Origin of the sequence: Paenibacillus sp. PastM-3, from assembly GCF_029893965.1 — a bacterium.
Taxonomy (GTDB): Bacteria; Bacillota; Bacilli; order Paenibacillales; family Paenibacillaceae; genus Paenibacillus_AQ.
Window position 1 is genome coordinate 24,021 of sequence record NZ_JARXXP010000034.1, and the last position, 24,790, is coordinate 48,810.

Annotated in this window: 20 protein-coding genes; 4 read left to right on the top strand and 16 right to left on the bottom strand. The window is 52.6% G+C overall.

The annotated features are described in order from the left end of the window. Positions 1-54: 54 nt before the first annotated feature. The 5 genes from M2108_RS27810 to M2108_RS27830 all read right to left on the bottom strand — a co-directional run bounded on the left by M2108_RS27810 (position 55) and on the right by M2108_RS27830 (position 6,239). A complete protein-coding gene (locus tag M2108_RS27810; RefSeq protein WP_277472655.1) occupies positions 55-2,028 on the bottom strand; it encodes a chemotaxis protein CheA in 1,974 nt (657 codons plus the stop codon). Positions 2,029-2,044: 16 nt separating this feature from the next. Continuing rightward, the gene (locus M2108_RS27815) at positions 2,045-2,470 is read right to left on the bottom strand and encodes a chemotaxis protein CheW (protein WP_277472656.1); all 426 of its coding nucleotides are present in this window, start codon (positions 2,468-2,470) and stop codon (positions 2,045-2,047) included. Between the two features lie 23 nt (positions 2,471-2,493). Next, positions 2,494-4,083 carry a methyl-accepting chemotaxis protein gene (locus M2108_RS27820; RefSeq protein ID WP_277472657.1) on the bottom strand — a complete coding sequence of 530 codons (1,590 nt, stop codon included), beginning with the start codon at positions 4,081-4,083 and terminating at the stop codon, positions 2,494-2,496. Between the two features lie 297 nt (positions 4,084-4,380). After that, positions 4,381-5,256, bottom strand: coding sequence for a tetratricopeptide repeat protein (locus tag M2108_RS27825; protein ID WP_280777277.1), 876 nt, complete (start codon positions 5,254-5,256; stop codon positions 4,381-4,383). Between the two features lie 23 nt (positions 5,257-5,279). Then, complete coding sequence (locus M2108_RS27830) at positions 5,280-6,239, bottom strand: ATP-binding protein (RefSeq protein WP_277472660.1); 960 nt, start codon at positions 6,237-6,239, stop codon at positions 5,280-5,282. A gap of 132 nt (positions 6,240-6,371) precedes the next feature. On the opposite strand from M2108_RS27830, the gene M2108_RS27835 reads away from it, so the two are divergent. After that, positions 6,372-6,800 (top strand): PH domain-containing protein, encoded by a 429-nt coding sequence (locus M2108_RS27835; RefSeq protein ID WP_277472661.1) that lies wholly within the window; start codon positions 6,372-6,374, stop codon positions 6,798-6,800. A 135-nt stretch (positions 6,801-6,935) separates the two neighbouring features. Here M2108_RS27835 and M2108_RS27840 read toward each other — a convergent pair whose 3' ends face one another. From M2108_RS27840 to M2108_RS27865, 6 genes are all read right to left on the bottom strand, one after another. After that, a complete protein-coding gene (locus M2108_RS27840) occupies positions 6,936-7,748 on the bottom strand; it encodes an alpha/beta hydrolase (RefSeq protein ID WP_277472662.1) in 813 nt (270 codons plus the stop codon). Next, complete coding sequence (locus M2108_RS27845; protein WP_277472663.1) at positions 7,745-8,785, bottom strand: ABC transporter substrate-binding protein; 1,041 nt, start codon at positions 8,783-8,785, stop codon at positions 7,745-7,747. Before M2108_RS27845 ends, M2108_RS27840 begins: the two co-directional genes overlap by 4 nt. 42 nt (positions 8,786-8,827) lie before the next feature. Then, on the bottom strand, positions 8,828-10,033 hold the full coding sequence (locus M2108_RS27850) for a helix-turn-helix domain-containing protein (RefSeq protein ID WP_277472665.1): 1,206 nt from the start codon (positions 10,031-10,033) through the stop codon (positions 8,828-8,830). 128 nt (positions 10,034-10,161) lie between these two features. After that, on the bottom strand, positions 10,162-10,707 hold the full coding sequence (locus M2108_RS27855; protein WP_277472666.1) for a hypothetical protein: 546 nt from the start codon (positions 10,705-10,707) through the stop codon (positions 10,162-10,164). Then, positions 10,697-11,548, bottom strand: a complete 852-nt coding sequence (locus M2108_RS27860; RefSeq protein WP_277472667.1) for a GNAT family N-acetyltransferase — start codon at positions 11,546-11,548, stop codon at positions 10,697-10,699. Before M2108_RS27860 ends, M2108_RS27855 begins: the two co-directional genes overlap by 11 nt. Next, complete coding sequence (locus M2108_RS27865) at positions 11,548-12,492, bottom strand: MBL fold metallo-hydrolase (protein WP_277472668.1); 945 nt, start codon at positions 12,490-12,492, stop codon at positions 11,548-11,550. Before M2108_RS27865 ends, M2108_RS27860 begins: the two co-directional genes overlap by 1 nt. A gap of 149 nt (positions 12,493-12,641) precedes the next feature. Here M2108_RS27865 and M2108_RS27870 point away from each other — a divergent pair, with 149 nt between their 5' ends. Beyond that, a complete protein-coding gene (locus tag M2108_RS27870) occupies positions 12,642-13,679 on the top strand; it encodes an asparaginase (RefSeq protein ID WP_277472669.1) in 1,038 nt (345 codons plus the stop codon). 152 nt (positions 13,680-13,831) lie between these two features. Here the strand turns inward: M2108_RS27870 and M2108_RS27875 are convergent, their stop codons facing one another. From M2108_RS27875 to M2108_RS27895, 5 genes are all read right to left on the bottom strand, one after another. Further along, entirely contained in the window at positions 13,832-15,298 is a 1,467-nt protein-coding gene (locus M2108_RS27875; protein WP_277472670.1) for an amino acid permease, read from the bottom strand. A 115-nt stretch (positions 15,299-15,413) separates the two neighbouring features. Next, positions 15,414-20,843, bottom strand: coding sequence for a diguanylate cyclase (locus tag M2108_RS27880; RefSeq protein ID WP_277472671.1), 5,430 nt, complete (start codon positions 20,841-20,843; stop codon positions 15,414-15,416). A gap of 13 nt (positions 20,844-20,856) precedes the next feature. Next, on the bottom strand, positions 20,857-22,023 hold the full coding sequence (locus M2108_RS27885) for a small-conductance mechanosensitive channel (RefSeq protein WP_277472672.1): 1,167 nt from the start codon (positions 22,021-22,023) through the stop codon (positions 20,857-20,859). 98 nt (positions 22,024-22,121) lie between these two features. Then, the gene (locus M2108_RS27890; protein WP_277547426.1) at positions 22,122-22,490 is read right to left on the bottom strand and encodes a GNAT family N-acetyltransferase; all 369 of its coding nucleotides are present in this window, start codon (positions 22,488-22,490) and stop codon (positions 22,122-22,124) included. A gap of 148 nt (positions 22,491-22,638) precedes the next feature. Next, complete coding sequence (locus M2108_RS27895) at positions 22,639-23,487, bottom strand: hypothetical protein (RefSeq protein WP_277472674.1); 849 nt, start codon at positions 23,485-23,487, stop codon at positions 22,639-22,641. A 120-nt stretch (positions 23,488-23,607) separates the two neighbouring features. On the opposite strand from M2108_RS27895, the gene M2108_RS27900 reads away from it, so the two are divergent. Together M2108_RS27900 and M2108_RS27905 are read left to right on the top strand one after the other, a co-directional pair. After that, positions 23,608-24,039, top strand: coding sequence for a VOC family protein (locus M2108_RS27900; RefSeq protein WP_277472675.1), 432 nt, complete (start codon positions 23,608-23,610; stop codon positions 24,037-24,039). Positions 24,040-24,255: 216 nt separating this feature from the next. After that, on the top strand, positions 24,256-24,660 hold the full coding sequence (locus M2108_RS27905) for a CBS domain-containing protein (protein WP_277472676.1): 405 nt from the start codon (positions 24,256-24,258) through the stop codon (positions 24,658-24,660). Positions 24,661-24,790: the final 130 nt, after the last annotated feature.

The window sequence follows — 24,790 nt, forward strand, 5'->3', positions numbered from 1 at the left end:
AATGAGTGCTTCAGCAGCCCGTATATCCGGCTGATTGAAGCACTCACTTTATAATTAATGACTTACAAGATACGCGGCATCCAAAATAACAGCAACGCGTCCGTTTCCCAGAATCGTCGCTCCTGAGAGGTGGTTCATCGGACCCAGGTAAGAGCTGAGTGTCTTAATGACAACCTCCTGGTTGCCAATAATCTCGTCCACGGCAAAAGCAGCGATTTTGTCAACCGATCGGACAATGACGACCGGAATGGTCCGGGAAGACCGCTCTGCACGGGGATAATGCAGCTTGTCGCGCAGCCAGGAGAACGGAACAATTCGTTCGTGATTAATAATCGCCCGTTCCCCCTGGACCGTCTGAATCTCTTCCGGTAGAATCCGTATAATTTCCGCTACATTATACATCGGCAGGATGAGCACCCGGCCGCTCACTTTGACCAGCAGCCCCTTAATAATTGCCAGCGTAAGCGGCAGCCGGATTGTGAAGCGGGTTCCCTGACCGGGATTTGTATCAATATCTATGATACCGTTCAAACGGCCGATCTGGCTGCGGACAATATCCATCCCGACACCGCGCCCGGAGACCTCACTCACTTCAGCGGCAGTTGAGAAGCCGGGTTCAAATATAAGATGTACCGCTTCCAGCGGCGATAACAGCGCTGCCTTCTCCGGGCTGATAATTCCTTTGTTAACCGCAGAGGCCTTGATCCGCTCAGCATCGATTCCCTGGCCATCATCCTCCAGACGTATGACCACATGGTTCTCTTCGTGATAGGAGGTCAGGGTAATCCGTCCCTTCAGCGGCTTGCCGCGCGTTGCCCGGACTTCCGGAGACTCCACCCCGTGGTCAGCGCTATTGCGGATCAGATGAATCAGCGGATCGCTCAGCTCCTCAATAATCATCCGGTCCAGCTCTGTTTCGCCGCCCTGCACCTGCAGCTCAATCTCCTTGCCCAGCTTATGCGCAAGGTCTCTAACCATCCGCGGAAAACGGCTGAACAGCTGGTCGATCGGCAGCATCCGCGTTTTCATGACACCTTCCTGCAGTTCCTTGATGACAGTTCCCATATGATCGGACACATTGCTTATATTCTGCAGCACCCTGGCGGGATCATTCCGCAAGCTGGTGGCATTCAAGCCAGCCAGTGATGTCTGGTCGATCAGCAATTCGCCGACGAGATTCATCAGGTGATCCAAGCGCTCCACGCTGACCCGCACTGTTGGCTGACTGCCCTTGGCCCGTTCTTCTGAGGGCCCCCGGGCTGGCGCTGCTTCCTGTACCGTTACGATGCTGAGGACCGAAGCCTTCAATAAATAGGGTATGATCTCCATGGTCTGCACATCCGAATCACCTTCGAGCTGCGACTGCACCTGCTGGAACTCCTTCTCTGTAGCCGCCACCACGGCAAATCTGCCGTAACGGTCATCCTCTTCACCCGAGGCAGACTCATCTGACAGCCGGGAGGAAATCACTGCTCCGCAGACATCTTCAATCCGCTGCTGGAGCATGAAATATCTTGCCGCCTTCATCAGGCAATCATCCTTCAGCATTACGTTTAGCATGATCAGCTGCATCCCGGCAGCGGCAGCTTCCTCTGCCTTCAGCGTTTCCGCAGCGTCCAGAACAAGGGCAGAGACCGGCGGCGCTGCCGCAGGCTTTTTGATCAGTGCCTTGATCTCCGAGACGACAGCACTGCAATCAGCATAAGACTCCCCACTTATATACTGGGTGCGCAGCGTTTTCATCGTATCCATAGCCCGGAATAATGTATCAATCAGTCCCGCGCTGATTTCCGGTTTTTTCTCCCGGACCCATTCAAGCGCATACTCGACCTCATGGGTCAGATCGCTCATCTCCCTGAAGGCCATCGTTGAGGATGATCCCTTTATCGTATGCGCTGCGCGGAACAGAGTCTGGATCAGCTCAGGGGACGCGGAATGCTCCAGGGCAAGCAGGGATTGGTCCATCCGCTCAAGCTGGTCATTAAGCTCTTCTATAAAAATATCACGGTAGGCCGACAACTCCATCATATGTTTCTACCCCTTCCTATCCGCCCAAAATTTCTTCAAGCTTCAGGATGCCTACGAGCCGTTCGCCCTGCTGGCCAATGCCCTCAAAGATGGCTTCCCTGCTGCGGCTGTTACTTCCGGAGGACGGATGAATCTCCTCGTAAGTCGTTACTTTATGAACCTTGTCAACGATTAGACCGACGAATTCCTCACAGTAACGGACCACGATAATCCGTGTCTCTCTGCTATATGGCTCATCGGGCATCCCCAGCAGATTACGCAGGCTCATAACACAGACTACCTTGCCGCGCAGGTTAACAACGCCTTTAACTTCACTACGGCTGAAGGGAATATCCGTAATACTGAGCATCTTGATAATCTCATGGATCTCTTCGATGCGGATTGCACAGTTCTCGGCACCCACGGCCAATTCAATATATTGTTCCTTCTGCAGCGAGGACATGGCTTCACCTTCTGTCTGTAGGATTAGTGTGTTTTAAATGCGGCTGCAGAATTGGCCAGTTCTTCGGACAACTGAGCGAGTGACTGGCAGGTTGCCGCAGTTTCCTCAGAGGCAGCGGCAGACTCTTCACTGGAAGCAGAAATCGCTTCAACCGAATTCATGACCTCAGCGGCCTGGGCCGATTCTTCCTCGCAGGCAGCAGCAATTTCATTGACCTTCAGCGATGAGTTGTTAACCATTGTAATAATCTGTTCAAAGGCCTGGCTTGTCATTGCTGACTGCTGCACGCTCTCGGCAACAGCGCGGACGCTCTCTTTCGTATTTTCTTGCATCGCTTTGATAATTTTCGTAATTTCCTTGGTAGCGTCACTGCTGCGTTCAGCCAGCTTGCGGACCTCATCGGCCACGACCGCAAAACCCCGGCCCTGCTCGCCGGCACGTGCTGCTTCAATCGCTGCGTTCAGTGCCAGCAGATTCGTCTGCTCGGCAATATCGTCAATCACCTCGATGATGTCGCCGATTTTACTTGAATCCTCTTCCAGCCGGGTCATCTTCTGATTGACAGCCTGCATACCTTGGAGCGAGCTTTCGACCACATAGCCCCCCTCACGGGCGGTTCTGACTGTATCATTGGACAATTCCGCAGCCTCTTCTGCACTGGCAGCCACCGAATTAATGGCCATTGACAATTCTCTGAATAACTCGGTAATATTCGCAGCCGCTGCGGATTGACTCGTACTGGTGCTTGAAATCTCCTGTGTACTGGCTGAAATTTCTTCCGAGGAGGCAGCTACACTTTGTGAATTCAAGACAATTCCGTTAATCAGCTCCCGCAGATTACTGACCATCCGGTTCAGCGCGGCCGCTAGTTGCCCGACCTCATCCTTCGTATTAATATCCGCACTACGGGTAAGGTTACCATTCGCTACTTCTGTAGCCAGACCCAGCATCTGGAGCAGCGGTCTGGAAATCGAACGGGCAATCAGATACCCGATCAATACGCTGATGATAATGGCACCTACAACTACAGAAATAGTAATAATAAGCGAGGAAGAATACGTTTGCTCCGATTGCTGATTCGTTTCTTCAGCCAGGCTCACATTGAAGCTGATCAGCTCTGTCAGAATATCAGTAACCTTCCCCCCCTGGATTCTCAATTCTGTTTTGTTGAACGCATTGAACGCCGTCAGATCATCCTTTTCTGCGAGCGTAAGTGCTTGATCATACAGCATCAGGTACGAAGCATATTCGGTGTCAAAATCCTTCAGCAGACTCTGCTCACCGGCAGTAACTGCCAATGGACGGTAGGTATCCAGCTTCTTGTCGATGTCTTCACGGGCTGCAGCAATATCCGAGTGGAAATTCGCCAGTTCATCAGCACTGTTCTCAGTGCTCATGTCACGCAGATACACACGCATTTGCTGATAGCTGATCTGAGCTGCAGATAGATCCCTTACCGAAATCAGATTGTTACTGTACATTTGATTGGTGTTCTCATTCATGCTGTGTAAGCTGGAAATGGAATAAGCCCCAAGTCCCGCTAAAATAATCGTTACGAGCAAAAATGCGGAGATGATCTTCTTAGCTGTCTTCATGTTTGCGTACCACTTCATGTGTACTCCCCCTGATACAATCTTTGTGTTCTGAAATGTTGCTTACGCTTGTGAAGAAAAGCCACTTCTCCCCATGCCTTTCAGTCAACCTAAATATTCTTCGACATTTTTCGTGCAATTTTTAATAGATAAAAATTATAAATATACATTTTTAGAGATCACTAACTACTCTCACAAAATGGGGCTTTCGCTCTGGTGTTTACACAGACCTTTGCGGGGACAGCAAAGTAAATATATACTTGCAAAAAAAGACACTGACTGAGCGTCAGTGCCCTGCTTCTTATACAAAATTCCGTGTCATTTCCCTCTTCTGCGCCAGCCGTAAACCTGCACATGAACGATCGCTTTGGTCACCACATTGGCGATGATATACAGCAGAAGCAGTAAAAGCACCAGCGGCCTGAACACCACCCAGGCCACAATCCAGACCGTGAGAAGCTGCCAGCGCTTCAGCCTGCGGATATACTTGGTCGGCCACAGGAAGAGGCCCAGCAGCTTATTGGTCTGCTGCAGCGACTCCAGAAACTCATCCCGCAGCTGCTTGTCATCCGGATCCAGCCGGACGGCATTTCTCATATAGGTTTCTTTCAGCCTGTAATCCCCGCGGTGTCCCGCAGCCCAGCCCAGGTATAGCAGCACATATTCATTCTCTATCCCGGTCTGTACCGCCTGCCTGTCAAGACTGACCGATTCAGCCATGTTGCCAAGGAGGGCTTCAGTATAGCTCAGTGTAGCCAGATAGACAGCATTCTCGGGGCTCAGCTCCAGCGCCTGCAGCAGCTCTTCCTTCGCTTCCTTGTATTTGGCCCGTTTGTTCAGCACATTAGCCTTGAGGAAGTAATAATGAGGCTCATAGGGGTCGATCCGCATCGCTTCTGCTACTGCCTCTATCAGCGCTTTATAGTCCTGTGTATCATAGTAGACATTAACTCTTACGAACCAGGCCAGCTGCTGCTCGGGATCCCGCTGCAGCGCTTCTCCCGCCCAGTGCATTGCCTTGTTGTATTCCCCCAGATATAGCTGAATCTGTGCGATAACAGCATAAATATCCGGGTCCTCCGGGTCTTCACGCAGTACCTGCTCGGCTTCAGCCAGCGCCTCCTTGTACCGTTTCATTCCCATAAGCTCATGCACCGCAGCCAAACCGTAGCCGCTCGATTCATACCCCATCATCAGGACCTCCTGCCTCGCCTGTACTATTTGATGCCATGCTTCTTGGCATAGTCGAGAACAACCTGATAATCCCGGTTCACGTCGCTGAACGTGGCATAGTTCTTTGCTGTGGCGAACCACTCCAGTGTTGTCGCCTTGCGGGATTTGGCCGCCTGCCGCAGATCATCCGCCGTAATCGGCTGAATCTCCCCGGTTTCAAAGGTGCGCTCCATCGCCGTCTCAACGGCATCGCTTACAACCTGCTCCAGATCAGCGCCTGAGAAAAACTTGGTCTCACCCGCAAGCCTGGACAGATTGAGCGGTTCAACCGGCTTGCCGGCAAGCTTCAGGCCGAGAATGGTTTCTCGCTCCGCTTCCGCCGGCGGCGGAACAAATACAAGATGGTTGAAACGCCCCGGACGGCGCAGCGCCGAATCCAGATACCACGGTGTATTGGTCGCGCCGATCACAAACACCTGGTCATTCTCCGCCTGCAGCCCGTCCAGCTCCAGCAGCAGCTGGTTCACCAGCATCCGGTCATGGTGCTGGCGCATCTGATGACGGCTGCCTCCCATGGCGTCCAGCTCGTCAATGAAGATGACGCAGGGCTTGTTTTCCCGTGCCTTTGCAAAAATGTTGTGCAGATTGTTCTCACTCTGTCCCACGTACATAGCAAGGATTGCCTGAAGCTCGATATGCATGAAATTAGCTTCGATCTCTCCGGCTACAGCCCGGGCCAAAAAGGTCTTTCCGCAGCCCGGAGGACCGTAGAGCAGCAGGCTGCCTCCCGCTTCTTTGCCGTAAGCGGCAAACAGCTCCGGCTGCTGCAGTGGCAGGATGAAATTCATCCGGATCTTCTTCTTCACATCCTCCAGCCCGCCAACATCGGCAAAGGTCTCCTTAGGCTTGTCCGATTCAATCAGCGCATCGTCCTCTTTACTGAACTGTATGAGCTTCAGATTTTTGCGTCTTTTCTCCGCGAGCTTATCATGTTCGTCCGCCATATGCCTCTCACCCCTATCATTATTGAAATAAGTTTACCATAATTCCAGGCAGGATTAGTCATGAGTTTGGAGAATATTAACAGGAAACTATGCACCAGCATTTCCACCTCGGTGGACTCAGGAGGGAATATAATGGCTAACTTGTTTGGCGGTTTAATGGGCAATTATTCAGAGGTGACGATTCCGGAGCTCATGAACCAGTACGGGGCTTATCTGATGCCCCAGGAACAGATCCGCACAGGCTTCAAGCTGGTCCGTGATGCGTTCATCATTACAGATGAGCGGCTGATTCTGATTGATCATCAGGGGGTTACCGGCAAGAAAACGCGGGTTGCTTCCATACATCTCAGTTCGATTTATGAAGTGACCATGGAAACCGGGGGTACAGGGTTCGATGATTGTGAAATCAACCTGCACTATATTACCTCTCCCTACCATAAATCCAACAATCTGCAGACTGCAGCCTATAAATTTGAATTCGGCAAAAAGTTCAACGTACAGCCGCTCTATACTGCCCTTATCAGCATCGCCCATGAGAATCATAAACGGTTGAATGGCTAATTAAAAAATTAAGAGAAAAAAAGAAAACCTCTCATTTATACAAATGGCAGTATTACAGTTACCATTTGATAAAGAGAGGTTTTTTGATGCTTTCCTTTGAGGTTCCCAGACCTGATCTGCCGGCTGCAGCCAGCCCTACTGCTTCTCCAGCGCAAACTTCAGCAGCCGGCTGAGCGCTGCGGGCAGGACGCTGACATGATTCTCCCCGGAGAATTTGGCCAGACTGACCTCGAGTCCCTGCCCGGCGAGCGGCTCCAGCAGCACGGGAAGCTTCCCGGCATCCTCGACCATATGGTCAAGCTCGTCGGTCCCGATTGTAATCAGCAGCTTCCGCTGCAGGGCAAGCAGAGGATACTCAGCCGTAAAGGCCTCAAGCTCCCGCAGCACTTCATAATCCCCCCACCAGGCGGATGGACTGCCGGCCGCATAATGGGTGAACAATTCCGGCCTGGTGAACAGGGCATGCAGGACGAACAAACCGCCAAAGGAATGGCCAAATACAGCCTGCCGCTGCTGATCTACCGGAAACAGGCCGGCAACCATCGGCATGATCTCCTTCTGCAGGATATCCAGGAAGCTGCCTGCACCGCCGTGCTCCGGCCAGGCGCTGCCGTCCGGCCGCTTGAGCAATGTCTCTTCCTCTACAGGCATCGTGAAATCGTAGCAGCGGCGGGTCATATCAAACGGCTCACCGGACGGATAGCCGATGGCGATGATCAGGACCGGGTCGAAGCCGTGCGGCTTGCGGGTCTGCAGCCGTGCGGCTTCCGCCAGGGTATGAAATACAGCGTGCCCGTCCAGCGCGTAAATCACCGGGTAACCGTCCGGCGGAGCTTCACCGGACGGATGTGAGAGCAGCAGCCGGTATTCGGCCTTATGCGGACCGGCGGTAATGACAATTTCCTCACAGCCCTGATGCGGATAGGTTAGTTCCTTCACGCTGCTCATGGCACGATAATCTCCAGCACATCATCTATAACATTGCTGTAGGCGACAACTCCCCCGCCCAGCCAGTACCGGTCATCCACATTGTATACATGCCCGGCCTGAACGGCAGGGATGCTTTTCCAGAGGGCACTTTCCGTCAGCTCCTTGTAGAAATTCTCCCCGCTGTTAGCAGTGTCATTGGCCAGGAAGATGTAGTCGGCATCTATCTGCGGCAGCAGCTCAAGCGACAGCTCCAGGCTGTTCTCTGTCGCAACCAGATCGCTTTTGGCAATGCCCAGCTGATCCGCCAGCACGAACCCGCCGTATACTCCGCCCATCAGGAACATTCCACGCGAATTGAAGCGGATGATCAGCGCTTTTTTGCCGTCCATATGCGGAGCAAGTGCTGCTTTGGCAGCTTCAACCTTCCGGTGATAGGCAGCCAGCCCTTCAGCTGCCGCCTCCTGCTTCCCGATGAGTTCACCCAGCATCGTTACAGAGCTGTCCAAATCACCAGCCGCCTGTTTGAATACATAGGTCGGGGCAATCTTGGAGTACTGCTCGTATACCCCGTTCTCGGCATAATTGGCGTTATGCAGCACAATCAGATCCGGCTGCAGATCCATAACGACCTCCGGTGAAGGCAGACCGCTGTTGAAATCAAGCAGCGGCACGCCGGCTAGCTTGTCCTGCAGATAGGCCTGCCCCTGTCCGTTGTTCGCCCACTGGGCCACAGGCTTGACGCCAAGCACAACGAGAGAATCTTCCAGATACGGGGCAAAAATGCGCTGCGGCGCCGCTTCCAATGTCAGCTCATGGCCCAGCTCATCTGTAACAGCGAGCGGATATACCGTTTCAGCTGTTTGTGCTGCAGCTTCAGACGGCTCAGCAGTAGGCTGTGCGGTTGCGGCAGCAGCTGCCGAGGCTGCATTGTCTGCCCCGTGATTTGCTGAATCTGAGCTGCAGCCGCTCAGCAGCGCAGCTGCCAGCAGCAGGCTGAGTGAAGCGGGCAGCAATCCCTTTCTAATTTTACCTGCCGATACGGTTATGTCTTGCATGTCTGATCTCCCCCTAATGATAATCGTTCTCATTAATGGAGATTATATAGGATAGGCCTGCGGGTAACCATGGACTCTGTCCTCCTGCGGGTTTGGACAATTTCCGGTAAACATCAGCTGTGTTTCCTCCAGCATCCGGTCGATTGCCACCGCCGAGTATTCAAACCAAGGGTCAGAGGGCAGCAGATAAACCTGCCTGTTGCGTTCTGCCTGAAGACAGCACCAGCGCTCATTGTGCTGCAGGGACAGCCAGCTCATCCTTGTCCGGGAATCCGGGCAGATCAGCAGCAGCAGCCGCTGCGGGTTCAGGGCCTGAAGTTCATCAATAGAGACAGGTTCATTATAAAGCTCGCTTGAATGGTTATAAGCCGGGCAGAATCCAAGCTGCTCATACAGTACGGCCTTTATCCCCCGGTTACAATAGGCATACAGCTGGTCGCCGCTTAGCCGCAGAACAATCACTTTGTCCCGGCCTACCGCTTTTGATACCTGATGTGTAATCTGCTCTGCCTTCTGCTCATACAGCTCTAACCACTGCCTGTACTGCTGCTCCCTGTCCAGAAAAACCGCCAGCTCCAGCAGCTGTTCGTCCCAGCGGCCCTGCTCTCCGGGAATGAACAGGGTTTGAGCATTACGAAGCAGCGACTCCCGCCAGTCCCCAGCCATCCCGGCATGTCCGATGATAACATCAGGCCTCGACCGGATCAGCCTGTCAACCTCCGTCTCTTGCTCAAGAAGATCGACCCTCAGATGGGTCTCGATAAGGGAATAATATTTGTTGTAATAATAATGGGTCCATTTCGCATCGAGCGGCGCCGTCGCCGGAATGATATCCAGCGCCAGCAGCTGTCCGGTGGCCGCAGCAGAGCAGGCGGCAATCCGCTGCTTCTGACGGCGGAGGAAGGCGGACGGCGGTACCCCGGTCTCTTTTTTAAACTTCCGGCTGAAATAGAATTCATCACTGTACCCGACCTTATGGGCGATTTCCCGCAGCAGATAGCCGGACTCCTGCAAATATTGCTTTGCCCTGCTGATCCGCAGATCGGTCAGGTAGTCCATTGCACTCTGCCCGTATGTTTTTTTGAACAGCTCACTAAAATATTTCGGTCTGAAGCCGGCCATAGCGGCCAGCTGATCAATGGACAAGGGCTCATGAAAGTGATTCGCCATAAAAGCCCGGATACCAGCCATGCCACTCCGTTCACCAGTGTCTGTATCGCTTATATCAAGCGGTTGCACCCGCTCCATTGGTATCCCTCCATTCAAAACACAGCTTCTCGTTAGTGATAATGATAATCATTATCTTAACAGATTTCAATAAAAAAGAACGCCCCAAGGCGCCCCTCTCCTATCATAATATGAACATACGCTGTTTATTACAGGCTCGGTCCGACGCTTCCGGCATCTGTCCGGAGCACAAAATAAATGTTCTGCAGCTCTCCCCCGCCCATCCCGCTCAGGCGGAAGCCGCGGAGAGTGGCACCAGGCTCATAATCCGATGCACTTGAGCTTAAAAAGGCAGCCGGATTGATGCCAAGCTCAAAAGACCCTGACCCTCCGCTAATCACAACCGTCTGAGGCCTGTTATCGGGCGTTTTGTATTTGTAGCTGCCGTCCGGCAGCAGAATTACATCTGTCAGCTCATAATCAGCATCCTCTTCCTCCGCCAGATGGACCTCGATCGGCTCTCCAAGCTGAATATATGGGATATCCCCCGGTTCTATCTGCTCAACAAGGGCCTGGTATTGCTGCTCATGGCGTTCCCGGTCTGTCTGCCCGTCACCCGCCGCCCGGACCGCCAGCGGAAATTCAGCGCCGTCCGCCACTACGGTAACCGCCCTTCCTGCTGAATCCTCCTCCTGATTCCACGGGCTGCAGGCCGTCAGGACAAACAGCAGCAGTACACATAAGCTACGCTTCATAAGCCAAACCGTAATAAGGAAGGGTCAGCACCGGGCGGAAGCCCAGATTTTGCGCAAGACGGTATGATCCGGTATTCTCCAGCCGGCAGGCCCAGACCGGCTCCAGACCGTGATTCAGACAATATTCAATCAGCGCCAGACTGACCGCAAAAGCGTATCCTTTTCCCCGGTGTGCCTGCAGCGTCTCAATCCCAATCTCCAGCTGGCCCCCGGCACGGCAGGAAGAGAACGCGGCGGCAGCCACATCCCCCTCCTCTGTCAGCAGTACGAAGCCTGCCCCTTCCGCCGTAAAATGTGCAGCATCCCGCCAAAAAAAGCGGGGAACCACTCCCTGCTCCAGCGCCGTAAAATGCTCTCCATCCAGACGTGCGATGTGAGCTGGCTGCCTGCCGGCAGCTTTTTTGGCAGCTGCGAAGGCGGTGCGGTCCAGGATAAAATTGACTCTTGTATTGCACTGGACAGCTCTGGAGCAGTTCTCTGCAGTGAAGCCTTCACCCAGTCCAATTGTACTATTATGTAAGGCAGCAGCGGCGTCGATAATCCCTGTCCACTCTCCTGCCGGATCTGCCTGCAGCCATTCTGCCGTACGCCTGCCGCCTTTGTTGTTCGTTATGTACTCACAGACCGCGCCAACAAAAGCATCATTACCGGTATCCCCAAGCACAAGCGACATCCCGTAGGGATGAGCTATATAATAAGCGCGAGGATCGTCCGGGTTGTCCGTATAGACTTTACCTGTGATCGTATGCTCCAGAACCGCTCTTGCGAACAAGGTGTTGATCTCTACTAAATCCAGCAACGGGAGAACCTGTGCGTACTTGCCGGTTTCCAGTTCAATCATTACTTCACCCCTTCTCCTTGTTTATACTGCTGGTACAGCCAGCGGAAATTCCAGCCGAATACATGGGACATTTCCCATGCCGCAAAGGGTTCAGGTACACCGCCTTCGAGCCAATAAGCTTCCGTCTCACCGCTTGCTGCCGCCTGCCGGGCATACTCAGGAATGGCAGTCAGGTAACGGATCATTTCCCCGAGACTGCTGCGGTCCGTCACTTCCCCGTGTCCGGGGATCAGCTTGCTGAATTCAAGCTCACGCCCGATCCGCTCAACAATCCCCGGCCAATTCTCCAGACTGCCGCTCAGCATAGCCGGATGTGTCCGGCTAAGTACAAGGTCCCCGGCAATTAATACGCCAGCATCCTCTACGTACACCATCGCATCACTTTCTGTATGTCCTCCGCCAAAAGTTAGCACGGTAGCGGTGCGCGCACTGCCATGAATTATCATTTTATCGGAAAAGGTTATGGATGCCGTCACTCTGCGGATATCCGGAACAGCTCTCAGCAAAGCTTTTTTATCCGCGATTTCATTGGCAAAGGCCGTTTGCAGCCTGTTGTCCTGCGCAGCCTGTCTGCCTTTTTCCAAGGTAGTAATTACCTGCTGTAATCCCTCTTGCCAAGCTTCCGTAGTTGGAGCAGCTTCTTTGGTGAGGCAATCACGGGTTATACCTGTCGTTATAATCTGACTGTTCGTAAAAACCTGGTTCCCGTAATGATGATCCCCGTGATAGTGGGTGTTTATAACGTATTGTACCGGTTTTCCAGTCAGTTTCTCAGCCGCCTGCTTCAAAAGCTCCGCCGCCTGCGGAAGACTGAAGGTATCTACAACTACCGTGCTGTCTCCCAGATCAATTATCGCCGCATTTCCTAATGCACCGCTGCCTGGGACAACTATTGCCGCCCAGACTCCATCTGCCACTGTATGTAAATTAAAAAATGGATTCATGCCCAGCCCCCTTAGCCTAACTCATGGATTTTACCTTTCTATATATTCGGCAGTAAGGCAATTTTTTCCTTTAACAAAAATCAGTTGACTTCTTTCTTATTATAAGTTAGCTTTCTCACATAATAGTTTAGACCGAAAGGAACGTACACATGATCATTCCAACGCCGGAAGTCAATTTTACAGCCTCCCCCTTCTATAATCCCAATCTGAAGAATGTCGTTATTCTCGCCACCGGAGGGACGATTGCCGGAAGCGGCGAAGCGCATAAAACCTTAAATTACGAGCCCGGTGCCCTTCCAATCCAGGATCTGCTGGACAGCGTGCCCCACCTGGAGCGTGTAGCCAACTGTGTCGGTATTCAGGTGAGTAACTTAGGCAGCGCCGACATCACCAGCCAGCACTGGCTGACGCTTGCCTCCATTATTAACACGCTGGCGCAGCGGGAGGATATCCACGGCTTTGTCATTACCCACGGAACCGATACGCTCGATGAAACCTCCTACTTTCTGAATCTCGTCATCAAAACCGATAAGCCGGTCATTATCACCGGTTCCATGCGTCCTGCTACCGCCATCAGTCCGGACGGTCCCCTGAATCTGTTCCAGTCGGTTGCTCTCGCTGCCAATCCGGAGGCGACCGGTCAGGGTGTCATGGTTGTGTTCGCAGAAGGCATTTATAGCGGCAGGGACGTGCAGAAGGTCAATACGTTCAAAGCCAACGCTTTTGATGAGCGGGACTTTGGCTGCCTGGGATATATGCGTGACAGTGAAGCTTTTTTCTATACCCGTTCCCTGAAAAAGCATACCACCGCCGCCCAGTTCGATGTAGCCTCGCTCAGCGGGCTGCCTGAGGTGTCCGTCGCCTATTTCCATGTCGATGCCGATCCCGGCATACTCGACTACCTGTCCACGATCTCCAAAGGGATTGTCATCGCCGGAGCAGGCGGCGGCATCTACAGTAAGCCGTGGATTGATAAAGTCGGTGAGCTCAAGGATAACAACATCCCGGTTGTTCGTTGCTCGCGGATTTCCAGCGGTATCACCCTTAAAGATACCTATATCGACCTTTCTGCCAACTCGATTCCCTGCAACAGCCTGGTCCCGCAAAAAGCGCGCATCCTGCTCTCGCTGGCTCTGACCCAGACGACGCATTACGATGAAATCGCCGCGATGTTTAATGTGTATTAAAAATAAAGCCGCCCGTTGAAATTGAACGGGCGGCTTTATTTTTTGGTATTGCTCCTTACTCTTAGGCCGCTTGGGCCGAATTCAAGGGCATTTTTGCCCTTCATTTCGCCCGTTGAGCCGCTCGGGCTGCTTGGCTCCCGCCCAACCCCCGCTCACTCGCCGTCCCTGCTGTTCCTCCCGGGCTCCTCCCCGGCCTCCATCTGCGCCCGGGCAGCGGGCACAAGCAGCTGCGGCCTTTGTACCTTGCCGTCCCCACCTGCTCCAGGGTTGACCTGGCTGTGTCCGCCCACCCTGCGGCGCAGCCTGCCTGCCGCATAGACCGCGGCGAAGAACGCAACCAGCGTGCACCCGGCCGCCAGCCCGCCGCCTTGACCGGGGATCAGAGGCATGCTTGCCAGGATGCCAAGCAGACCTGCGATCGCAAGCCATGACGTGTACGGATAGCCGCGTAAGCCGCGCCGCCCGGTAAGCGGGCTGCCATGGCGTCTGCGCAGCCGGTAATGGCTGGCCATAATGATCAGATAAGAGAACAGCAGGGAGAATCCCCCTGAGCTTACCAGAAACAGGTAGACGCCTTGCGGGAGCAGCATCCCCAGACCAAGTCCAGCGAGCATTGCGCCGCCGGAGATCAGAATACCGCGGTACGGGATATCCGTCCGGTCACGCATCCAGGACGGAGTGTGCCCCTCCTCAGCCAGTGACCGCAGCATCCGGCCCAGGCCGAAGACCGAAGCCAGCATGGTAGACAGGATAGCGGATACCAGGACAACATTCATTACATTGCCTGCCCAGCCAAGACCGAAGCGGCTCAGCGCTGTCACGAACGGACTGACCTGCTCGGAGACAGCGGCTGCTGGCAGCAGGAGGAACAGGGCTACTATTGCTGCGATGTATAAGCCGACCAGCAGCACGAGGGTATAACGGATCGCCTTGGGAATCGTCACACCCGGATTGCCTGCTTCCGAGGCGGCAAGCCCGAGTACTTCAAATCCGGCATAGGTAAACATAACCATCAGCATGCTCCCGGCGATCCCGGCAATGCCTCCCGGCATCCAGGCCTGCCCTTGCAGAACCTGTACACCTGCGTTCTGTTGTCCCCCTGACCATAACCCTGCTGCAATGCTGACAGCAACTAGGATAAAGCCGGCAATGGCCAGCAGCTTAAAGGCTGCAAGCCCGCTCTCAAGCCTGCTAAGCCGTGCTGCCCCCAGCAGATTCAACAGGGTAACAGCAATTATAATTGCAGCACCGAGCAATCCCAGAGGAAGACGCGGGAACCAGCCGCGCAGGAGAATGGATGCTGCTGTTGCTTCACTGGACATCGCCAGCACGAGACCTGTCCAGTATACCCAGCCTACGGTAAACCCTGCCCCCTTGCCAAATGCCTGTTCAGTGTAGGTACGGAATGAGCCTGCTGCCGGACTCGCTACCGTCATTTCCGACAAGGCCGAGAGAATGAAGTAAACCAGAATCCCGCCAATGACATAGGCCAGTATGACAGAAGGCCCTGCTGCACGGATTGCCACCGATGTGCCGAGGAAAAAGGAACCCCCAACTACCGTCCCAAGTGCGAGCATCGTCAGATGCCATACCGATAACCCCTTTTCCCCTTGTTTCATAATGTAAGCCTCCCGGTCTTTTAGGGAAAGTATTTGCAAAGACCGGGAGTTTTACACACAACCACTCCAGCACAGCAAACCCTCCGGCATAAAAGCACCGGAGGGTTTGGGTACATTACTGGAACAGCGTAACGCGGTTTCGGCCTTCGGCCTTGGACTGGTACAGGGCATCGTCAGCCAGCTTGTAAACATCCTCTTCCCCGGCATCGCCTACCTGGACACACGCGATACCGATCGAAACGGTCACAATGCCGAACTGCGGGCTCAGGGCGTGCGGTATCTTTAAATCGGTGATGCTGCGGCGGATGGTCTCCGCATATTCCCGGGACTGCACAGGAGTGAAGCCGGTGAGTATAATGCCGAACTCTTCACCCCCAAGCCGGATGGCAAAGCCGTCAGCCCGCTGCGCAAGCTGCAGGAGCAAACCGCCCACTCTGCGCAGCACCTTATCGCCTTCATAATGGCCGTAGGTATCGTTATATTTTTTGAAATAATCGATGTCGAGCATCAGGTAGGTCAGATACTTTTGCGTAACCGTTGCTCTTTCAACTTCCTCTGCAAAGACTTTGTTGAAATATCTGCGGTTATACAGGCCGGTCAGCTCGTCCGTATTGGAAATTTGCTCAATCATTCCGATATACCGGTTGAGCTCCTCGTTGTTCAGCTCCAGTTCTTTTGTCCGTTCGGCAACCAGCTCCTCCAGATGCTCCTTGTGCCGCAGCAGCTCTTCCTCCGCCTGTTTGCGCTGGGTGATATCTTTTACCGTTCCCTGAATCGCCATGTTGTTCATATAATTGATCAGCGTAACCTTATGAATGACGATAACTTCACGAACCTGGTCTTTATGCAGCAGTCTGGTCTCATACTCGAAGGGCGAGGGTTTGCCCTCTACCCTCCGGTTATAATAATGCATAACCTTTTCCCGCTCCGGCGGACTGAGGAAGCTCTCAAACGGCTGCTCCAGCATCTCCTCCACCTCATAGCCGAGCATCCCGGCCAGCGCCTCATTGACGTATTTGCATATGAAGTTCTGTGTAATGAAGATTCCGTCCTGCATATTGTTAACCAGCTCGCGGTATTTTTCCTCTGAACGCTCCAGCTCTGAGTACAGGCTGGCATTCTCCAGAGAGAACACCATTTCCCGGGACAGCAGGTTGATGATCTTCATCCGTTCCTTGGTGAATGCGCCGGTTAGCAGATTATTCTCCAGATAGATGACGGCAACCGTCTTGTTCTGGTTGATAAGCGGCATACAGACCATAGATTTGGGGCGATGCCTAACGATATACGGATCATTAACAAACTGCGTTTCTGAAAAAGCGTCATTGTAAATCAGCGTCTCGCCGCTCTCCTCAACCTGACGCAGGATGGAATCGGGCAGATTGTTACAGCTCTTCCGGTTTTGGATTCCAACAGAAATTCTATCCTCATCCGCCAGATATTCGCCCTCTACCAGCAGACCTGAGCCTCCGGTCATTCGGATGCAGCCGCGTTGTGCCCCGGCATTCTTAATGACGATCTGCATAAGCGCCTCCAGCAGGTTGTCCAGCTCAATTTCCTTTGAAATCGCCTGGGAAGCCATGATCATAGAATCAAGATCGATGCTTTCGGTATAATCCGACAACGTCCGTCCATGCAGAAACTCCTTGGTGTTGATTTTGCGGATGATATCGGGATACCGCTCCTTGAGGAACTGGATTTTGGCCTTGGCACCCCACACTGAATAATAATAAACGGATTGTCTGAGCAGATAAGCGGCAAACTCGTTAAATTGCTTGGTGTAATAAAATTTAGCCGCAAGCTCGTAGGCAAGCGCCTTATACCTGACGAACGTCCCTTGCTCACTGGCCTCAATCGCCAGATCGTAATACTTCCCTGCTTCATCATCCCGGCCCGAGATCCGGGCCCATTCCGCCTTCATCAGCATTTCATGCTGCCTGAAGGTACCGGGTGCATGCCTGGCCCATTTACGGACCCTGCCCAGCTCCTTCTTCATTCTTCTTCTTGCTTTACTCCGCTCCCCTCCGCGCAGGTTAGGATAGCTGTAAGACAGATTCAGAAAGGTATAAAGGGAGAATTCCTCCATAAAAGCAGACCCGGAAAGCGCCCCGATGATATCGTAGGCTTTGTCGATGTACACTAAAGCTTCCTGGTAGCTTTCATAGGTGAACAAAAGCTTCATTTTGTAGATATAATAAATCGCAATACCGGAATTGTATTTAGCCTGTTCCAGATCCCGCAGCATGCTTTCTTCATCAAAAGAGCCGTCGCTGAACGAGCGGTTATCGCCCATTTCCCCCAGCAGATTGCGGTAATACTGCCGGACCAGCAGTGCAGTCGCCAGAGACTCCTTATATTTGGTGCTCTCAATCATGGCAATCATCCGGCTGCTTTCCTGCAGGTTCGTAAGCAAATCCATCTCCGGATTCCACAGATTGACATAGAAACAGGAATGGGCCAGGTAGAGCAGATCTCCAGTCCGCAGACTGGCTTCAATCGAGGTGGTGAACCAGTCCTGCAGAGTGTCCCAAGGCTCTGTCCAGGCGTGGCTGAACAGGGTGTACAGCACATGCGCCGCGCCCCGCCACTGCAGGTCATTGAACTTGTCATTGATTCTGATGCCAAGCCGGCCGAATTCGAACGCCCCCTTCACATCACCGAAACCGGACAGCAGCATGGAATAACCTATAAAGGCTAATGCCGATTCAGGGGAATTGCCGTATTTCAGCGTCAAGCCGACCTTCTTGAGTACAGCCAGGCCAAATAGCGAAGTCTCACCGGAGATGAAAGCCGGCGGGATGAAATTAATCAGCAGTCTCATGACCAGCAGCATTTCCGGGTCCTTCATTTCACCACAGGCAAAGATATCATCGGCTGTTCTGCCCCGGAGTGCGGTCTTGACCTTTACCAGCTCTTTGAGCACGGAAGCCATCCCCACACGCTGAGGGATCTGGATGCCCATCTCCTGCAGGCCCTGTCTCCCGGCAGCGATCGCTTCCTTCATCATCCCGAGATACATATAATGGTCAGCCTGCAGCTCGTAAATCCCGGCGCGGTCCATTTTTCCGGCTGTATACTCCAGGAGTACCGCGCATGCAGCATCCGCTTCATTAATATGATGAGTAAGATACCCGCACTGGGCCAGCAGCCGGTAAATCTCCGCTGCCGGAAGCTCGTTATTCTCCCAGGCGTTGTCCGGCAGCTGCGGCAAAGCCGCTTCCAGCAGTGCATACGCGGAGTCGTAACCGAAGGCCGCCTTTGCCTTGCGGGCAGCCCGCAGATTAAGCTGGATCACCTCGTTCATTTCCGCCCGGCTGCGGATGAACTCCATCCCTTTGTTCATATGGGCGGCAATATCAACGATCAGCTCCTCCGCTTCCTCCGGAGGCAGATTCGCAAGCAGCACCCGCCCGATTCTTAGGTGCAGCTCTTTACTCTCCTGCTCATCAATCATCTGGTAAAAGGCCTGCTGAATCCGGTCGTGGGCAAACCGGAACGAAATTTTGATATTCTGCAGCGGTTCCGTATCGGTTTCGGTCTCGTCCAGATAACCGGAAAACATGGCATAGCCGGCATCGGACGGTACAATCAGTTCATCGTCAACAGCTGCGGCAATTGCTCTGACAATCCGGCTCCGCGGCTCCCCGCTGATTAGCTTCAGCACGCTAAGGTCGAACCTGCTGCCTGCTGCCGCGCACAGCATCAGCGTGGTGCGGGTCTCCTCCGGCAGATTGTTCAGCTTGATCATCAGGAACTCAACAATATTCTCATTCACCGGCTGGCTCAGGATCTGTTCCAGCCGCCAGCTCCAGCTTCCCTGCAGCTCATCTAAATATAAATAACCGCTGCGGTACAGATCCTTGAGCAGTTCACTGATAAAAAATGAATTGCCCTTGGTCCGTTTAAAAATCACTTCCGCCAGCATGTCTACACGCTCGCGGGGGCTGTACAGGGTATCCGAAATAAGCTGATTCACATCCAGGACCGTCAACGGCTCCAGCCTGATAATGCCGACTTCCCGGCTTTTTTCAATCTTGGCATGAGAAGCAAACAGGGGGTGACCCTCATGGATCTCATTGGACCGGTAGGAGCAGACAATGAACAGTCTGCGCAGCTGATGATCCAGCAGCAGCCGTTCGACAAGCTGCAGGCTGGAGAAATCCGCCCATTGCAGATCATCCAGGAACAGCACCAGCGGCTGTTCATTGAAAGTAATGCCTTCAATAAACTTGGCAAAGGTTAAAAAGAACCGGTTCGTCTCCTCAGCGGGATTTAGCGGCTCCATTTCAGTCTGTGTCCCGATCCAGTCGCCAAGCTCCGGAATCAGTCCGGCGATCAGACTGCCGTTGCCGTCCAGCTCATCGCTCAGAGACTGGGCTAACTGCCGCTTGTATTCCCCGTCAGGCGTATCCAGCAGCTGGCTGATCAGCCGGCGGAAAGCCTGGATAATTGCGCTGTACGGGATATTCCGGTTATACTGGTCAAACTTTCCTTCGGCGAACAGCCCTTTTTCCTGACTGATGGGCTGGTACAGCTCATGTACCAGCGCTGTCTTCCCCACACCGGCTTCTCCGGTGACCAGCATCAGCTGCGGCTGCCCGCTTATGCTCTGGCGGAAGGCCGACGTCAACCGGGCCAGCTCTGCATCGCGGCCGTATATTTTTTGCGGAATCCGGAACATGTTATGCCGGTCATCCGCTCCAATGGTAAAGCCGGTCTCACCGGCCAGCACTTTTTTCAAATCGGACTTTATCCCGTAAGCACTCCGGTATCTTTGCTCAGAAGACTTCTCCATCAGCTTCATAATAATATCCGACAGCTCGGATGATACCCTGCCCCCGGTCAGCTGGCGGGGCGGGACGGCTTCTTTGGCGATAATAGAGTAAATCTGCTCGAGCATTTCCTGCGCAGCATAGGGTCTGCTTCCGGTAATAAGCTCATAGAGCACAACACCCAGAGAGTAAAAATCGCTCCGGTAATCGATATTGCGGTTCATCCGTCCGGTCTGTTCGGGCGAAATATACTGGATGCTGCCTTCGAGCACCCCGCTGTTCTGGAACTCCTGCTTCTCCTTCGGCAGCTTGACGGCCAGATCGAAGTCGATCAGTTGCACCACGTCCTGTTCCCTGTTCCAGATTATATTAGAGGGCTTAATGTCCTTGTGAATAACGTTATGCTCATGCACCGCACCGAGAATATCCACAATCTTGATAGCCAGCCTCAAAATGGTTGCCGTATCCAGAGGATCGGACTCCGTGATCTCTTTCAGGGAGCGCCCGCGGATATCCTCCAGCACCATCGTATAATAGCCGTTCTTCTCTTCAAGCATATGGGGCTTTATTACCCCTTCAATCTGTGCGTTGAGCTCCTTGAGCAGCCTGTACTCCTGTTTGAAACGCATTACGGCCTCTGGTCCGGTAAATTCGGCTTTTAATACTTTTATAATGACTGTATTTCCGGTAAGAGCATCCTTGCATCTGTACACCGCTTTCGCATACTGATCCGAAATGGTTTCCAAAACCTGATAGTTGTCCAACGCAATCATGCCCACTCCACCTTTAGCGATTCTTTCCCTTTAACTCGAAATCAGCATCAAATTTGAATACGTAGGCAGCAATCAGCCACACAATCCAGCAGTTTACCCCAAAGAAGAGATATCCGTAATAGCCCAGAATCGGCATCTCAGAGAAAATATGAATTTTATCCAGATACGGCACGGAATACTTCCAATAATTCGGATTGGTTGGCAAGGAATCATGGAACCATTCACTGCCGAAATTCCAAAACTCCCAGAAGAACCCGTTGCACAAGGTGGCAAGCGCAATCAGGATAATTTGTGACCAGTCACCGTTCTTAATCGGGCTGAACGGCGTCCAGTAGCCGCAGAGTGCCATTGCAGCCGAAAGCATCGGCACAAGGGCGACCCACAGCACCCAAAAGAGCAGATAAGGATAATAACCCATACCGAACGCCAGAAATAACCCGATTACAAAATAAAGGATCAAAAGAGTTCGGGATACGTTAAATTTAGGCCCGCTGCTGTAACGCTCTTTGAGCCCTTTGAAGGTGCGCAGCAGCAGATACCATTCCACTATCGCCGGAAGCACGGTTGTATAAGATAATGAAAACCAGAAGACATTGCCGAAGTTGGAGAATACGTCCTCATTGGGATAATACCAGTTCTCTACTACAAAAAAGTTCAGGTATTCAAACGCAAACCAGCTGAAGCAGGAAACTACGGCCAGCAGCTGCATCAGATTAGGCTTGCGGGATAGAATTGAATTACCGTCCGTCCGCTTATATACGATCCCGTCCAGAATCAGAATGAAGGACCACCACAACGGGACAAAGGTGTAATTTCCGACCGGCTCAAGCAGGTCCAGACGTGCCCACATAAGGAACCAGCTGAGTGCAAGCACGGGTAAACTCCACCAGAACCACACGGGATAAGCGGTGCTGCCTGCCCGGGGCTGCGGTGCCGGCGGGACTTTTTTGAATCCGAACATGCGGGGAAATACAAGCACCAGCGTTATAACAACGGCTACGATACAGGCAAGGATGAAATACAGCTGGCTGAACCCGGGATCAGCTTCTACTTTTTGCGCAGGAAATTCCCCGTAACCGGGAGGCAAGCCCTTAAACTTGGCCAGACTGCCAAGCAGCGGCAGCAAAAAAATCAAAATAAACGTTGTAATCAAGAAAAATGTTTTCTGCCCTTTTTTCACGACCATGCCCCTCTAATACGTAGTCTAAAAGTCGAATTTTGTTGACCGTTATCTATTCGCTACGCCTCCAGATTATTCCTGCTTATTTTCCCCGTGACCTAGAGCAAAAGTTGCATTTTTACAGACCTGATTCCGTGCACTTCTTCTTCCCCGGCAAGCTGTAGGAAGCCTTGAGACTTATAGAAGCCTACAGAGTTAGGCGATGAATTCACGGTAATCCTCTCTACTCCTAGCTGTGCCAGCCTGCCTTTTACATAACCAAGCAGTATTTTCCCGACGCCGGTACCTTTCGCTTCATTACTTATGAACAGCAGGAAAATATGACTGTTATTGTACACTTCAATTACGCCAGCGGGTGTACCGCTGGTTCCGGCAATATAAATGACACTGCCGCTGTTCAAACGTTCCCGGATAAGGCTAACAATTTCAGATTCCTCTCCGGGAACGAGCTGAGCAATGTCCAGCAATTCATGCATCTCCTTTACTGTAACAGCAGATTCAGTAACTCCTGTGCTTATGTTGAATATGTTGTTTCAGAGTTAATTTTACCCAATATAAAATAAAAAGACACCAGTTATTTCTAGTGTCTTTACCATTACTTCCAAGCCTGACCTTTCAGGGAGACATCCGCACAACCAGTCCTTCAAGCATGCGCTTCTCCCATTCTTCCTGGGAGGCGAATGCCGGCCTGCACTCTTCTTCGCTGCTCTCCAGCTTATATTTACGCAGACAATAAGCCATCTGAATACAGGCCATCACGGCGTCTCTGGCATGCAGATTGGCTTGTCCGCGGGCATCCGCTGCCGCTGCAGCAGCTTCCGGGCTGATGGTAACCTCAAATTCGCTGTCTACCTGTGCTTTAAAGCTGGCGGAAATACCGCGGAGCGCATCAGGCGCACTGCTCTTGAGCTTCAATGCCTTCCAGCCGTGGCCGGGATAAACTTCATACAACCTTGGAACCCCGGCCCGGTACGGCTGAAAAGGGTAGACCGCTGCTTCTCCGCGCAGATTGTGCAGCAGCCGCCTCGCCCCATATAGCATGGCATGCATCGCAATCGGCGTGGAGGATACCGGGCTTTTGGCGTCCACAGCGATGTCTGTCACCCGGAGATCCCGGCTGTTTTTGCCGCTGTGAATCTGGCCGAAGCGCTGCTTGAACTGCTCTCGGCTATCCTCATAAGCTCCCTGGATGTACTTGTCCCATGAGGAATCATAATGCTGCCCGAGATAATACTCCGGAATGGAAAAAGGGAAATCTACGCCCCACGGGGCTCTGCTGTTCCTGATAAGATAGTATAAATCCAGTCTGTCCTCACAGCTGGACACCTCTTCCACGGTGAAGCTGTCACCGTCCAGCCGGCCCGAGGCTACGAATATTTTGCCTTCCGGGTTCTTCGCTCCGCTGAAATCACAGCCGTAAATGATTATGTTGTCCCACTCCCCCTTCATATTCATACTAAGCATACATCCGGCTCCTGCCAAGGCAGCTGCAGGCCGCAAAAGTATATTTCTCTTTGGACAAGGCCATGCTACAATGTGGAAATAAAGTGCTTGCCTTAATTTATCAACCAGGGAGTGAAGCCAGTGTCAGTTGATGTGTATTTGAATTTCAATGGAAACTGCCGTGAAGCTGTTGAATTTTACGCCAAGGTATTTGGTAACAGTGATCCGCAGATTATGACCTTTGGCGAAGCACCGCCGAACCCCGACTACCCGCTTCCGGAAGAAGCAAAAGCCCTGGTTATGCATGCACGGCTGAACGTGGACGGCAGCAACGTCATGTTCTCTGATGTGTTCCCGGGAATGCCCTTTACACAAGGCAATAACATCAGTCTTGCGCTGGTTACACGAAGCGAGGAGGATGTGAAATCCTGGTTCAATCAGCTGAAGGAAGGCGGAACCGTGACGATGGATTTGCAGCAGACCTTTTGGAGCAAACTCTATGGCAGCTTGAAGGATAAATTCGGCATTGAATGGCAGGTTAGCCTTGAAAGCACGGAAGCAGCAGCCCAATAGGCTATACCGTCCAGCTTCATGATTAAAAATAACAGGGATATGACATGCTTGGCAGCGGCAAGACCGTCGCCTTAGTGTGGCGTATCCTTTTTTGTTGCACGACGGCCGCTGTATATTTTCCGGCCCTGCCTCATAAATAATTATGCGCTTACAAGAGAATATGTGGTTTAATGATTATACTGCCTAGCACTCATTCTAATGTAAAGGAGACTAGCCATGGAAATTTCTGCCTTTCTGCTGCCCAAGGATCAGGTCGCTTATATTACCTCCTCAATCTCTATGCTTGAAGCAATGGAGCAATTGGAGCAGCACTATTATTCCGCCATACCGATCATTGACCACGAGGGGAAATACGTTGGAACACTGGCTGAAGGAGACCTGCTCTGGAAGCTGAAAAATACGGCAGGACTCAGCTTCGACAACATGCGTGAGGTTAAAGTCAGCGACATCCAGCGGCATGTGCATAATGAGAGTGTCTACATCAAAGCGCAAATGGAGGATATGCTGACGCTTGCTGCAGACCAGAACTTCGTACCGGTCGTGGACCGTGAAGGCGTTTTTCTCGGCATTATCCGACGTAAGGATATTATTGAGTACTACACAAGGAATATAACAGACTAACTGGGAAACAGGGAAACAGGGGCGGGGGGGGGGGGGGGGGGGTTTTATTGTGTGTGGGGGGGGGGGTTTTAATTGGGTGTGGACAAGAGAAGAAAAAAAGAAATAAAAAAAAAAAACAGGGGGTGGGAGA

What these genes read in the sequence shown, in the direction of transcription:
- M2108_RS27820 (WP_277472657.1), bottom strand. Translation starts at nt 4,083, where the DNA reads ATGAAGTGGTACGCAAACATGAAGACAGCTAAGAAGATCATCTCCGCA.
- M2108_RS27880 (WP_277472671.1), bottom strand. Translation starts at nt 20,843, where the DNA reads ATGATTGCGTTGGACAACTATCAGGTTTTGGAAACCATTTCGGATCAG.
- M2108_RS27865 (WP_277472668.1), bottom strand. Translation starts at nt 12,492, where the DNA reads ATGAATCCATTTTTTAATTTACATACAGTGGCAGATGGAGTCTGGGCG.
- M2108_RS27860 (WP_277472667.1), bottom strand. Translation starts at nt 11,548, where the DNA reads ATGATTGAACTGGAAACCGGCAAGTACGCACAGGTTCTCCCGTTGCTG.
- M2108_RS27810 (WP_277472655.1), bottom strand. Translation starts at nt 2,028, where the DNA reads ATGATGGAGTTGTCGGCCTACCGTGATATTTTTATAGAAGAGCTTAAT.
- M2108_RS27845 (WP_277472663.1), bottom strand. Translation starts at nt 8,785, where the DNA reads ATGCAAGACATAACCGTATCGGCAGGTAAAATTAGAAAGGGATTGCTG.
- M2108_RS27830 (WP_277472660.1), bottom strand. Translation starts at nt 6,239, where the DNA reads ATGGCGGACGAACATGATAAGCTCGCGGAGAAAAGACGCAAAAATCTG.
- M2108_RS27905 (WP_277472676.1), top strand. Translation starts at nt 24,256, where the DNA reads ATGGAAATTTCTGCCTTTCTGCTGCCCAAGGATCAGGTCGCTTATATT.
- M2108_RS27895 (WP_277472674.1), bottom strand. Translation starts at nt 23,487, where the DNA reads ATGCTTAGTATGAATATGAAGGGGGAGTGGGACAACATAATCATTTAC.
- M2108_RS27870 (WP_277472669.1), top strand. Translation starts at nt 12,642, where the DNA reads ATGATCATTCCAACGCCGGAAGTCAATTTTACAGCCTCCCCCTTCTAT.
- M2108_RS27875 (WP_277472670.1), bottom strand. Translation starts at nt 15,298, where the DNA reads ATGAAACAAGGGGAAAAGGGGTTATCGGTATGGCATCTGACGATGCTC.
- M2108_RS27815 (WP_277472656.1), bottom strand. Translation starts at nt 2,470, where the DNA reads ATGTCCTCGCTGCAGAAGGAACAATATATTGAATTGGCCGTGGGTGCC.
- M2108_RS27840 (WP_277472662.1), bottom strand. Translation starts at nt 7,748, where the DNA reads ATGAGCAGCGTGAAGGAACTAACCTATCCGCATCAGGGCTGTGAGGAA.
- M2108_RS27855 (WP_277472666.1), bottom strand. Translation starts at nt 10,707, where the DNA reads ATGAAGCGTAGCTTATGTGTACTGCTGCTGTTTGTCCTGACGGCCTGC.
- M2108_RS27850 (WP_277472665.1), bottom strand. Translation starts at nt 10,033, where the DNA reads ATGGAGCGGGTGCAACCGCTTGATATAAGCGATACAGACACTGGTGAA.
- M2108_RS27825 (WP_280777277.1), bottom strand. Translation starts at nt 5,256, where the DNA reads ATGATGGGGTATGAATCGAGCGGCTACGGTTTGGCTGCGGTGCATGAG.
- M2108_RS27835 (WP_277472661.1), top strand. Translation starts at nt 6,372, where the DNA reads ATGGCTAACTTGTTTGGCGGTTTAATGGGCAATTATTCAGAGGTGACG.